Source organism: Rhodococcus sp. ACPA1, from assembly GCF_002300195.1.
GTDB classification, from domain to species: domain Bacteria; phylum Actinomycetota; class Actinomycetes; order Mycobacteriales; family Mycobacteriaceae; genus Rhodococcus_F; species Rhodococcus_F opacus.
Genome location: NZ_NSDX01000014.1, coordinates 89,390 through 101,928, shown reverse-complemented (window position 1 = coordinate 101,928; position 12,539 = coordinate 89,390). Strand labels below are relative to the sequence as shown.

Below are 12,539 nucleotides of genomic sequence, written 5' to 3'. Positions count from 1 at the left end.
CCTGGGTCAACACGCACTGCCGCATCGCACTGGATATCGTTCGGAAACCCAAGGGGCAGCGTGGGTTTGCTGCCCTACCGCACCGCTGGGTGATCGAACGGACGCTGTCGTGGCTGGTGCGCTGTCGCCGCCTCGACCACGACTATGAGCGCCTCCGCCCATTCGGAGGCGTTCATCAAGTGGGCCATGATCGGGCTCATGAGATCGCAATCGACCCGCGCATCGTGACCATTTCCAAACACTTACTAAGTTCCACCGCGACCGGGGGACATCGCGGTGTCCCTCGAAACCGCCCCCGCCGTCACCGAACGGGCCACCTCCTACGCGAGAGACGTCCTCAGAAAAAGGCGATCCACACCAAAGACCAAGCCGGATTCGTGGTCAACGCGCTGCTCATCCCCTACCTGTGCGCGGCTGTACGTATGCTCGAATCAGGCTTCGCCAGCGCCGAGGACATCGATGCCGGCATGGTCGACGGCTGTGCACATCCGATGGGCCCGCTCCGGCTGATCGATACCATCGGACTCGACGTCACCCTCGCCATCGCCGAATCGCTCTACACCGAGTTCCGCGAGCGGCACTACGCACCATCGGTTCTGCTGCAACGGATGGTCGACGCCAGCACGCCACCCCGGACCGAAGCTGGCGGCACTTCCTCGACGCCACCGGCACCCTGCACGTCACCGACACCGCTGTCACCGTCGACCTCGCCCCGCGGACCTACCACCCGGTCCTCATCGACGCCGGCTACGCCGACCGCGGCGTACGCATCCCCTGGTGGAACGACCGCGAACTACGCTTCCGCCCCCCGATGAAATCTCGGGTCGATAACCTGACCGAAAATCGAGGTTAGACATCGTAGTACTCTCACTCCAGCGGGTAGAGATCAGCTGGAACTGAGACAGGCTCGAGCTTCCTCGCCTCCAGATCTGGGTCGCGAAGGGTTGCCTCCGCGATCGCCTTACACGTTGCAAACGTGACGTCACCTCGTTCCATGGCGGTCTCAATTACGGTGCGCAACGCCTCAAGCCGACCGGCTCGACCACTGAGAAATGGGTGGCAGGTCAGCATGAACATTGCTCCGTGTCTGCGCATCGCATCGATCTCGTGAATCCACATGTCGGCCACGGTAAGCGGTGACTGAATCACTTCACCGAGACGTGGATTTGGCAGAAACGCGTACTGTTCCCAGTCGTCGAGACTCCAATGCGGGGGCAGCTCAGCGATCGTCCCTGCTGGAGTTTCCAAGCGATACGGAGTATCGAAATCCATGAGACTGGAGTCGTACTTCAACCCGTACTCAGCTACCAAGGACGGCGTTTGCCACGACGCTTCCCACAGCGCTGCCCGATGCCCTACAGGAGTAATGCCGAATCGATCGAGCACCTTCAAAGCGCGCTCGAAGTCGGCGCGCTCCTCCGAGGGCGTCATGGACGTGGGCGTGCGGTGCGTGTAGGAATGGTGCGCGATCTCGTGGCCGCTATCGATGACCTGTTCCACCATCGCGGGGTAGCGTTCAGCAGTCAAGCCCGGAATGAAGAACGTGGCCGGCTGCGCGACGTCCTTCAACATCTGGAGGATACGGGGCACGCCGACGAGGGGTCCGAAGGCCTGATGAGTCATCACCATGGCGTGGTCGGCATATCGCCTTCCCTCCGCCAGAACTGGCGACTCAGCGTCCACGTCGAAGGTAAGTGCGGCAACACAAGCCGCTCCCTGTCGCCAACCGGCGTTCTGTGAGGTCATAGCTATATTCGTACCACAATCATTCGGAGCCAAACACACAAATTGACTACCCGCAGGATCGGCTCAGTTGGCAGCGCAGGACAGTCGGAGCGGCAGCCGCGGCACTCTCGTCCGACACTGCACCCTCCTATCTCCACCCGTCGCTCGCCGAGACCGAATCCAGTTGCAGGCGAACGGGATGGATCTACACCACCTCAGCGCCCCATCAGGCGCACAGCCAACGCCCGACCGGTCACCAGCGGGACCAACTCGAAAACGCACTCCCCTCTAGCGAGGAGGCGATACCTTCAATCGATTCAGAGAGTATTCCCACGCGTTCGTGTGAAACTGAATGAGCGCACCCCGACCCGCGTGCTGGACGCTCTCAGAAGGGGAACAGCAGACGTCAACTCCGTCCGTGTCTATTCGACGTTGATGGAATATGAACGCGTGCGATCGAAACCGAACCCGCCGTCGCGATCATTCCTCGGTGGTTCCTTAAACTTCCGCCGAGGAAATCGACGTCGCCCCTTTGCGCAATGGCCTCTCGTGCACGTATACCCGATGTGCTGCCGCATAGCTTCCTTGACCATTACTCTTGGTAGGATCACCGCGCATCCTTCGAAGCACTAAACGTTCACAAATCATCGTCGTGGTTGAGGTCCCCGGATGAGGAGGTGCCCGAGTGCGTGCTTCTCCAACTATAACCGGATACTCGATCACATCGCCCACCTCTACAACAGAATTGGGGCGCAGACCTCCTCTACGTCGAGCTCGAAGTCACCAATCATAGGATGACACGTGGCCTCGCCGATCGTCTCAACGACCGCCGCGTGAAGATCGACATTGAAATGCCGCTGTCAACCACAACCACATCAACGACATTAGACCGCAGCGGAATAGCACGTGCGATACGCACGGCAATGCTGTCGCAGCGCAACCGAGCGACGAAGCTGCAGGTCGACTGCGGTAGTGACAACTGGCAACCGATCCGGCGTTTTCTCGACGCCCAGACCAGTTCATTCATGTCTCGGGACCACCCCGTCGCGCCTTCCCACCGTTCACGAATGGCAAGTGCTGCAGAATCGATACGTACCCACATTTCGTGAGGATGCGCGGCGCGAACTACCGCCCGATGAACGAGGAGACGGTCTGTGCAAACATCTCTCCTTCGGTGTCTCCATCGAGGTCAAAGTAGCCGTTGAGGTCCCTCAAGATACTCGGGTGGTAGCCGGCGCCATTGCGCAGTGCCAGTCGGACGCTTCCCCGTCTACATCGGGACCCGTTGATGTGGGTGATTGCTGTGACGTCGCCCAGAGGGATCATGCGTGGCGACATGCGCCTCTTGTGACGGTTCGTGAGGATCCCGAAGTGGAAGAGGGTCACCGTCTGTCCAACCGGGTCGAAGACTGCCGTGCATCCAAGGCCTCGATGCACCTGAACCTGCTGGTGTGTCGTCATCACTCTTCCATTGCCTTCGGAAGCATTGGGCATGCGCAGGCAGTATCTTGGTACTCAGTGAACCCCTCACCGGACCAGCACTTCTCGCTCATCGTTATGTTCACTCATCCTGGATGTGGTTCGTCGATGTGCGTTTGTCAGGACAAGTTGTCGAGGCTGGTTACTGCCGACCCGTGAGATCATTTGTCGTCACGGGTCGGCAGGGTTTGGGTTGCGCTAACGGGCGACAGGGTCGGGCGACTGGCGTGACCAGACCTTTGATCCTGCCCAACAAGCCAGTGCCGCGAGGATGAGTACGCCTTCAGCGATCAGGTACTCGGGATCCTGGCTGGCCAAGGCGAGTGCAGTGAAACCGATTACGGCGATCGGCGGCAGCGGCCACAACCTCATCTTGTAGGGCCTTTCTTCGTCTCGTAGATTGAAACGACTCCAGAAGGCGGCAAGACCGATGCAAAGATATACAGCTGCGATCACGGTTCCGGCGAAGATGATCAAGAAGTTGAGGGCTGAGCTGAAGATCAGGATTGCCGCGGGAACAACGAGGACAACCACACCAGCGGCAGGCGCTTGGAATCTGTTCAGCTTTCCGAGCTTCTTGTTTACGGCGTCTGGCCAGATCTTGTCTCGGCCGGTGGTGTACACGCCGCGGCCGAAGTACATGAGCAGCGACAGCATGGCGTTGAACAGTGCCACGATTCCACCCACGTCGACCACGTACCGTGCGTACGGCCCCAGCGACTGCTCGACGGAGTACACGACCGGCGCCGGCGCGTTGAAGAAGGCTTCCAGATCCGGTGCCGCGATCACGGCTGCTGTCAGTGGTATGACGATGAGCACGCACGCCATAATCGCGGAGATGATCACGGCACGTCCGATCGCACGCTCTCCGCCCTTGAGTTCTTCGGAGAAGCCCAGCGCTGCGTCATACCCATTGATCACGTTGAATGCCGGCGCCAGGGTTGCAAGCATCACGACGAGACCCACCGCGCCGAGTTCTCCATTGGTCAGCATCGTCGGATGGATGGTGACATCGGTCAGAGACTGGCTCGGGTCTTTCAACGCGGCGAATGTGATAATCGAGAGAACGATGATCTCGACGACGACCATGATTGCAGTCGCCCATGCTCCTACCTCGACCTTCGTCAGCGCAATCGCCATGGCGAGGCCCAGTAGTGCCAACGCGATGACCTGATCAGGCAACGAGATCCCGGGGAACAAGTCTTTGAGGAAGGCGACCATGCCCAGTGAGATGCTCGCCGGAATGACTACACCCTGAATTAGGTAGTTGAATGTCGTGATCCATGAGATCGGACCGGGTAGCACTCTCCTCACGAGTGAGTACATTCCGCCGGCGATGGGGAACATACTTGCCAACTCGGCGAGACAGATCGCGATCAGTAGAACGACGACTGAGAGGATTAGGCTCGCGCCGATGGCGAATGTGCCTCCGACGGCGAAGATTCCCGCCGAGAGGAAGAGGACGCCCATGGTTGGGGATACGTCCGCCATGGCAAGTCCGACGACCTCCCAGACGCTCAGGCGTCTGTCGAGCTGCTGCTCGTAACCGAGTTCCTCGAGCCGAGACTTTGGCTTGCTCGTCGACTCTGTGTTTGTTTCTTGCATTTCGATTTCCTTCGGGACCGTTGACGAGTGGGAGGTCGTCGGACTCTGCTAGACCGAGGCTGCGGCGTCGACGCCGATGCTGCCGACGGGGAAACATCCGCTGCGCCCACCGTCCGCGACGAGCTGGGTCCCAGTGACATAACTGGCGTCATCAGAGAGCAGGAAAGCGACAGCCTTGGCGATTTCGGTTGGTGTCGCGATCCTGCCGAGTGCCACACTTGCTTCGTTCTCGGCGAACTCTGCGGACGGATCCTCGGCTCCGTCGAACTCGGCAAGGAACATCGGAGTGCGGGTCGTACCGGGACACACCGCATTGACTCGAATTCCCCATGAAGCGAGTTCCGCCGCTGCACTACGGGTCATCGACAGGATTCCGCCCTTGGTGGCGGTGTACGCCACGTATCCCGCCTGGCCTTGCAGCGCGAGTTCCGAGGCGGTATTGACAATTGCACCCCGCTTGCGAGGCACCATCACTCGCGCAGCTTCGCGTAGGACGTAGAAGCTGCCGGAGAGGTTGGTGGCCAACTGAGTGGCCCAGATCTCGTCACTGGTGTCGACCAGCGGAGCAACCACCGAGATGCCCGCGTTGTTGTGGACATCCGTGATCGGGCCCAGTTCGGACTCGGTCTTGGCAAATGCCGTCCGAACCTCGGCCGGGTCGGAGATGTCGGCTGCGATCTTCAGGACTCGGACTCCATGGGTCTGGCACGCTTCGGCCGCGGAGTCGAGGGCGGGTCCGGGCCGCGATACGAGGGCAACGTCAACACCCTGACTTGCAAGTACTTCTGCGGTGGCCTGGCCGATTCCGGAGCCGGCGCCGGTAATCAATGCCACTCGCTGGTCGGCGGCGCTTGTTGTGCTCATTGTTCTGATCTCCTAGGTGACAAGTACTCGCGGGGGTGACAAGTGGTCGCTGGGTAAGGACACAGTTGGGACTTCCGGTCGTAGCGAGGGGCGGATCTGCTATCTCGTGGTCGAGGACCAGCGTTCGGATCTGAGCCGATGCTCGGTGGACCTGCCCGTAGTTTGGAACGGCTTGCGCGTGGCCTCAGGATCGGAGTGGACCCGCTCGGCCACTTCAGCGGCCGTCAATATCGGGACGTCACCGTAGTCGAGGGTGGTCCCGATCAGCTCACGCAGCGCCTGCACACGTGACGGCCGGCCCGAGAGAAATGGATGATTGCACAATACGAAAAGACACCCGAGATCGCGCATCGCAGCAATCTCCAACGACCAAACCTCGAGCGCCTTACGGGGGGACTCGACCGCAGTGCCGATCACCGGATCCGGCAAGAAGGCATACTGGGGGAAGTCGTCGAGGATCCAGTGGGGCGGCAGCTCCGCGAGGACACCGTCAGTGGTTTCCAGCAGATATGGGCGGTCGTCGTCCATCAGTGTTGATTGGTAGCGGAATCCGTGTTGAGCAAGCATGTTTGCCGTCCGCACGCTCGGTGCCGACAACGGGCTCCGATGCCCGACGGGAACCACGCCGAGCCGCTGCAGCGCTGCCATACCGTCGTCGAAGTCGCGGCGTTCCTCATCGGCCGACATGTCAACCAGTCTTCGGTGGGCATACGAGTGGTGGGCGATCTCGTGCCCTTCCGCTGCGATGGCTTCCACCACATGCGGCCAGGTGTCCGCGGTCCTACCGGGCACGAAGAACGTCGCTCGGACTTTGAATTCCGCCAGCATTGCGAGAATTCTGGGCACACCCACCTGCGGACCGTACGCCTGATGGCTCATCACGCCTGGGTGACTCGCATACTTGGCATCCTCTGCCAGTACGCACGACTCGGCATCGACGTCGAACGTCAAGACCATCGTCGCCGCTGCGCCCTGAAGCCAGGATCCGCTCTTCGTGCTGCCGGTTGCCATGCTGGTGATCAGCCCCCTTGCGCCTGGATCCACTGCAGGGATGCGGCAAGACCGTCGGTCAGCGACCAGGCCGGCCGATACCCGAGATCACGTTCGGATGCGCTCAGATCGAATTTTCCTTGCCGGTCCCACTTCTCGATATGGCCGGGACCGATCTCGAACTTCGCCTCCGGGAACATCGCGCGGATCGTGTCCGCAGCATCTACGACTGTGATCTGGGTGCCGCCCGAGACGTGGTACACGGGTTGACGCAGGTCTGGCGCGACAGAGGCCAGATACGCCGCCTCGGCGACATCTTCGACGTAGACGAACTGAAACTTGTGGTCGCCCCCGCTCGCGAGGGTAAACGGCGATCCGGACAGTGCTGCGTTGAGGAGATCGCCGAGCAGGCTCGGCATCCACAGCCCCGGCCCGTAGACCTCGGTGACGCGCAGCGAGACGATCTCCGTGCCGTACAGCTGGTTGTACACGTTTCCGAGGAGTTCGCCGGCGACCTTCGTCACCCCATACGGAGTGGTAGGAGTCGGCTTTGCATCCTCTTGCACCAGAACAGTTTCGTCGAGATTTCCGTAGGCGCATTCGGAGGAGAAGTTCACGATCCGGCGTACGCCGGCCATGCGTGCGGCCTCGAACACCGCCGCGGTGCCGTCGATGTTAGCCGCGATGGTGGTCAGCGGCAGATCCACCGACACTCCGGGGTGACTCATCCCAGCCGTGTGAATAATCTTGTCGACACGGTTGTCGGCCAGCGCCTTGACGAGGACCGGGATGTCGAAGAGCTCGCCTTGAACAGTGGTGACGCTGGGCCGCGTGTCAACGGCGAAATCACGGTTGTAACTTACGACTGCCTCGCCCTGCTCGACGAGATGATTGACGAGATGCCTTCCGACGAATCCTTTACCGCCGGTAACTAAAGTGGTCATGATGTTCTCCTGAAGTCCGGTTACCAGATGGGGTAGGTCGCTGCAGAAACCTCGATACGTTCCTGCTTGCGCCATTCGAGGCTGTGATCGAGAAGGGCTGCGGCGCAGAGCTCTTCGCCAGTGCGGAACTCCACGTCTCCGCGATCGAGAACCGTTTCGATGAGCTTTCGCAGGTTTTGCGCGCGTCCAGGCCGGCCACTGAGAAATGAGTGCGCGGTCAATTGGAATAGTCCACCCCATTCACGCATCCCGTCCAGCTCCGCTGTCCACAAGGACAGTGCCTTCTCCGGCGGTTCGATGACGTTGCCGAGGTGCGGTTCCGGCAGGTAGGCGTACTGTTCCCAGTCGTCCAGCGACCAATGTGGGGGCAACTCGACCAACGGACCGCTTCCGGTCTCGATTACGTACGGCCTGTCGTCGTCCATCAGGCTGGTGTCGTATTTCAACCCGAACTCGGTCGCGAACTCGGCGGTATCCCAGGAAGCCGCCCACATCGGCGCCCGATAGCCGACAGGATGGATGTCGAGTGCGCTCAGCGCCTCCATTCCGCGCTCGAACTCCTCGCGCTCCTGTGAGCGGGTGAGCTGGGTGGTGGGTCGGTGGCTGTAGCTGTGGTGGGCGATTTCGTGTCCCTGCTCGGCAATGGAAGTGACCGCGTCAGGGTGCATTTCGGCCACGAATCCGGGAACGAAAAATGTGGCACGAATGGAGAATTCGTTGAGGATACCCAGTAGGCGTGGGAGACCCCTACGCATGTCATAGGACTGATGCGACATTGCCATCGCGTTGGAGGAGTATCGGCGGCCGGCCGCCAGGACAGGGGTCTCGGCGTCTACCGCAAACGTCAGGCATGCGATCGCGGCGGCGTCGCCGCGCCAACTCGTATTCGTCGGTGTCGAGTTGGAAATGGTCGATGTGGTCATGTGCCACCCTCTGTGCGCGGGAATTTCTTGACTCCTTAACTCTGCGTCCACGGGGAGCGATGAACAACGGTCACAGTGGCAAACAAATCTGGTGTGGCGTGGGACACTGTGTCTCATGGCGATGCATCTCGAGGATGTACTGGAGCATCCATTGGTCGCGGCGGGTCACCCTGTCTTGGTCAGCGGAGCGGACCGGCTCGGAACCGACGTGCGGTGGATTCACTGCGCGGACCTATACGACATCGCTCCGCTTCTGCGGGGAGAAGAAGTTTTGCTCACTAATGGTGTCGGTCTGGTCGGCGTGGACGAAGAAGCACGTCGGAACTATGTCCGGCAACTCGCCCAGAAAGGTATTGCCGGTCTGATGGTCGAGGTCGGGCGTACGTTCGATGTGCTTCCGCCCGAGATGGCGGAGGAAGCCGAGCGGCTCGGTTTGCCTGTGGTCGTCCTACAGCCGGCTCTGCGATTTACGGAGGTCGCAGAGGCGATTAACAGCATGATCATCGACAAATCGATCACCAAGCTTCGGCACGCCGACGAGATATCGCGCTCGTTGTCGGAACTCCTCGCTCGGGGCGGGACGCTCGCCGCGATCGTTGATGGAATCCGCGATATCTCGCGAACCTGGGTCTCTCTGCAAGACGACAGCAAGCAGATCATCGCCCACGCCGGCGCACTTCCGGCCGGTCAGCTCGACAGCCCTGCCGCAACAGCCCCGGTCTTCGTCGACGGCATACTGTGGGGCCAGCTCACCGTTGGCGCGGAGGATGTTTCGTCAGTACTGCTCGATGCCCTCCTCGAGCGTGCACCTGCAGTAATCGCACTCGCGCTTATCCGAAACGAGCCAAACGTCACAAGATCTTTGCGCCTGAAGCACATGCTGATCGAACAGTTCATACAGGGGCGATACATTGAGGATCATGTGTTGCAGGATCGGCTCCGTGCCGCCGGGCTACCTATCTCGGCAGGTCCGTACGCATGTGTTGTCATCGACCGCTATCAAGTAGCAAACTCGGTCGATATCCTCAATCAGCTCGTAGAGACCCATGGATACGGACTGGTCGGTGTGTACGAAGGACTGGCGTGTGCAGTGATCGCAGCTCATTCTGGCGAGACCGCGCACGGATTTTCCTCGACATTGCTCAAGGACTTGACCGGTAATATCACTTTTCGCGGTAAGGCTGTCGCCGCAGTCGGGCCAAGCGTTGTTCGATATGCAGATCTGGCCCGCAGCATGACCGAAGCGCACCTGGCGCTGACGATCTCCCAGGAGGTCAATCTCTCCTCCGCGGCCGTGACCGCGGCAAAAGACCTGGCCGTCGAGAGGATGTTGTACAAGAACGCGGACAGGGCGGAACTGCGGCTGTCCGTGGAAGAGATGCTTGGTCAATTGATCGCGTACGACCAGGATCGCCAGACCAAGCTGATGCCGACGCTCGTGGTCCTACTCGAGTGTGGTGGATCGAAGGCCGTGGCTGCTCAACGACTTCACCTGCGGCGGCAGTCTCTGTACTACAGAATCAATCAGCTCAGTTCCCTGCTGGAGTACGACCTTGACAATCCTCGTGACCGGACCGCGCTATCGGTTGCGGTGAGTGCGATGCAGATCATCCAGGCAGCTGAACATAGCGATGGTCAACAGGGGTGACAACCGGGTGACAAAATCGCTGGATGCGATTCAGGCGAGGAGGTATGCGGATCCGTCCCGGCGCGGATCGCGCTGAACACAGACCCGAAGAGCCGACTCACGGTTTACAACCGGACCTTCAGTCGACGAACCAGCGCGCGCGTGTCGGGATCGAATGTCAGCGGGCTCCCAGGGCCTCCTAGGGCATGTCTCCCAATAGTTTGAGCCATTCGACGATGCCGGCGAGGAGGAATCCAGCCCGGTAAGTCAGGGCAAGCTTGTCATACCGGGTTGCCACCGCTCGCCACTGTTTTGCCTTGTTGAAGGCCCTTTCCACCACGTTGCGGCCCTTGTACGACTCGGCATCGAAGTTCGGTGGCCGACCGCCCGCGCTGCCCTTGTTCTTGCGGTTGGCCACCTGATCGGACTTCTCGGGAATGACCGCCTTGATGCCCTTGCTGCGTAGCAGTTCTCGATTGGCCTTGGATGTGTACGCCTTGTCGGCACGGACCTCGTCCGGGCGCGTGCGGGGTGCGCCGCCACCGATGCGCGGCACGCAGATGCCCTCCAGGAGCGGGCCGAACATCGGGCTGTCGCCGGCCTGGCCAGGACCCACCAGCACCGACAAGGGACGTCCGTCGCCATCGCACGCCAGGTGGACTTTGCAGGTCAGCCCGCCGCGGGACCGGCCGATGCCGTGATCGACCGGTTCGTCAAGCAGATTCGTGTAATTCGGTAGATCCCCCTGTGTCACGCGCGGCGTTGGCGCCGTGCTGGTGCACCCGCACCACGGTGGAATCCACCGACACCGCCCAATCCAGGTCGCCACCGGCATCGGCCATCGCCGCCAGGGCTATGAGTACCCGATCCCACGTTCCATCCCCGGCGTAGCGTCGGTGCCGTTTCCACACCGTCTTCCAGGGGCCGAAATGCGCAGGTAGATCCCGCCACGGGAGCCCGGTACGCAGCCGGTAGAGCATCCCCTCCAGCACGAGCCGGCTGTTCTGGAACTTCCGCCCCCGCAGCCCATCCGAACTGGGCAACAGCAGCGCAAGCAACTCCCACTGCTTGTCCGTCAACACCTCAAACCTATTAACAACGTCTGCCACAGCGAAGAGTCTGCAGCACAACACCCCAAATCATTGGGAGACACGCCCTAGGCCCGGGGAGCCCGGCTAGTCATAGGCTGCACATGAGCGATCTGCGCTGGTGGCGAAGTGTTCGGCCGCCAAGTCCTGTGCAATCGCCGTTAGCAGATTCCCTGCTCCAGCGATGGAACGAGCGAGGTCGGGCTCTCGGTCGTGCAGTGAGTAGATGGCGGCGAACTGTGCGGCTGCTTCCTCTTCCCGGGACAACGTGGATACGCCGACGATGGCGTATGCCGGGACACCGTGAGCACTCGCGCGGAGCCGCGCACCGACTGGGGCTTTCCCGTGTAGAGATTGCCGATCGAGCGAGCCTTCCCCGGTGATGATTGCGGCAGCTTCATGAAGGTGCCTGTCGAGCCCTACCATGTCGAGGATCAAGTCGATACCCGATCTCAACTCGGCACCCAAGACCGCCATGGCGGCGAAACCTACTCCCCCGGCGGCCCCTGCTCCTGGGATGCCACGCGCATTGGTTTCGGTGACTGTGTCGACAAGTGCGGCCCAGTGTTCCAGTGCCGCATCGAGTTCCTCGACTTGCGTGGAATTGGCTCCCTTTTGTGTGCCATACACCGCGGCGGCGCCGCCAGGACCGCAGAGAGGATTGTCTACGTCACAGGCGATGACGACCGTCGCCTGCTGCAATCCAGAATGGAGTGCGCTTACATCGAGGGCGCAGGCATCGAGCAGTGCTCGACCACCGTCGCCCAGTGGGCGGCCGTGTTCATCGAGCAGTTTCGCACCGAGCGCCTGGAGGAAGCCTGCACCACCATCGGTGGAGGCACTTCCTCCGATCCCCAACACGATGTGTCGACATCCGTCGTCGAGGGCGTGAGCAATCACATGCCCGAGACCGCGGCTCGATGCCGTCATCGGTTGCCGGGTGCCACCTGGTAGTCGTTGGAGTCCTACGACATCGGCCATCTCGACCACCGCGGTCGTCCCTCGTCGCGCGTAGGCGGTCGAGACCGTCCGCCCAGTAGGACCAGGCGCGTCGACCGGAATCCGCACGAACCCGGCGGCAACGGCGGCGGACAGTGTGCCCTCACCACCATCCGCGATGGGGCATTCGATCGTGCGGATAGACGCATCGAATCGCAGCAGCCCGCGAGTGATCGCGCGCGCTGCGTCTGTCGCGGTCAGTGACCCCTTGAACTTGTCGGGTGCCACGAGGATATGGCGTGTCATCTCTCAGCTCCATCCTGCGGGGTCCTCTTCGGAACCCGGTCGTCATCGG

Annotated in this window: 10 protein-coding genes and 2 pseudogenes; 3 read left to right on the top strand and 9 right to left on the bottom strand. The window is 61.2% G+C overall.

Going from position 1 to position 12,539, the window contains the following annotated elements; genetic code table 11:
* Positions 1-23: 23 nt before the first annotated feature.
* Positions 24-152: pseudogene (locus tag CJ177_RS49640) on the top strand (transposase); the annotation flags it as partial.
* A 115-nt stretch (positions 153-267) separates the two neighbouring features.
* Positions 268-620, top strand: a pseudogene (locus CJ177_RS43325) (3-hydroxyacyl-CoA dehydrogenase family protein); the annotation flags it as partial.
* A gap of 247 nt (positions 621-867) precedes the next feature.
* On the opposite strand, the gene CJ177_RS43320 reads toward CJ177_RS43325, so the two are convergent.
* The 7 genes from CJ177_RS43320 to CJ177_RS43290 all read right to left on the bottom strand — a co-directional run bounded on the left by CJ177_RS43320 (position 868) and on the right by CJ177_RS43290 (position 8,530).
* The gene (locus CJ177_RS43320) at positions 868-1,746 is read right to left on the bottom strand and encodes a polysaccharide deacetylase (RefSeq protein WP_095870784.1); all 879 of its coding nucleotides are present in this window, start codon (positions 1,744-1,746) and stop codon (positions 868-870) included.
* Positions 1,747-2,850: 1,104 nt separating this feature from the next.
* Positions 2,851-3,186, bottom strand: coding sequence for a hypothetical protein (locus tag CJ177_RS43315; protein ID WP_095870783.1), 336 nt, complete (start codon positions 3,184-3,186; stop codon positions 2,851-2,853).
* A gap of 216 nt (positions 3,187-3,402) precedes the next feature.
* Positions 3,403-4,809 carry an APC family permease gene (locus CJ177_RS43310; RefSeq protein WP_095870782.1) on the bottom strand — a complete coding sequence of 469 codons (1,407 nt, stop codon included), beginning with the start codon at positions 4,807-4,809 and terminating at the stop codon, positions 3,403-3,405.
* Between the two features lie 48 nt (positions 4,810-4,857).
* A complete protein-coding gene (locus CJ177_RS43305; protein ID WP_095870781.1) occupies positions 4,858-5,673 on the bottom strand; it encodes an SDR family NAD(P)-dependent oxidoreductase in 816 nt (271 codons plus the stop codon).
* A 99-nt stretch (positions 5,674-5,772) separates the two neighbouring features.
* Positions 5,773-6,630, bottom strand: coding sequence for a polysaccharide deacetylase (locus CJ177_RS43300; RefSeq protein ID WP_218835207.1), 858 nt, complete (start codon positions 6,628-6,630; stop codon positions 5,773-5,775).
* A gap of 62 nt (positions 6,631-6,692) precedes the next feature.
* The gene (locus CJ177_RS43295) at positions 6,693-7,607 is read right to left on the bottom strand and encodes an NAD(P)-dependent oxidoreductase (RefSeq protein WP_095870779.1); all 915 of its coding nucleotides are present in this window, start codon (positions 7,605-7,607) and stop codon (positions 6,693-6,695) included.
* 20 nt (positions 7,608-7,627) lie between these two features.
* Positions 7,628-8,530 carry a polysaccharide deacetylase gene (locus CJ177_RS43290; protein WP_095870778.1) on the bottom strand — a complete coding sequence of 301 codons (903 nt, stop codon included), beginning with the start codon at positions 8,528-8,530 and terminating at the stop codon, positions 7,628-7,630.
* A gap of 115 nt (positions 8,531-8,645) precedes the next feature.
* Between CJ177_RS43290 and CJ177_RS43285 the strand changes: the two genes are divergently transcribed.
* Positions 8,646-10,178: a PucR family transcriptional regulator gene (locus CJ177_RS43285; protein ID WP_095870777.1), complete on the top strand. Its 1,533-nt coding sequence runs from the start codon at positions 8,646-8,648 to the stop codon at positions 10,176-10,178.
* Between the two features lie 178 nt (positions 10,179-10,356).
* Here the strand turns inward: CJ177_RS43285 and CJ177_RS43280 are convergent.
* Together CJ177_RS43280 and CJ177_RS43275 are read right to left on the bottom strand one after the other, a co-directional pair.
* A protein-coding gene (locus tag CJ177_RS43280) for an IS5 family transposase (RefSeq protein WP_257015040.1) occupies positions 10,357-11,266 on the bottom strand; the annotation gives its coding sequence in 2 pieces (ribosomal slippage) (positions 10,357-10,914 and positions 10,916-11,266; 909 coding nt in all).
* Between the two features lie 66 nt (positions 11,267-11,332).
* Complete coding sequence (locus CJ177_RS43275; RefSeq protein ID WP_095870776.1) at positions 11,333-12,490, bottom strand: glycerate kinase; 1,158 nt, start codon at positions 12,488-12,490, stop codon at positions 11,333-11,335.
* Positions 12,491-12,539 lie beyond the last annotated feature (49 nt).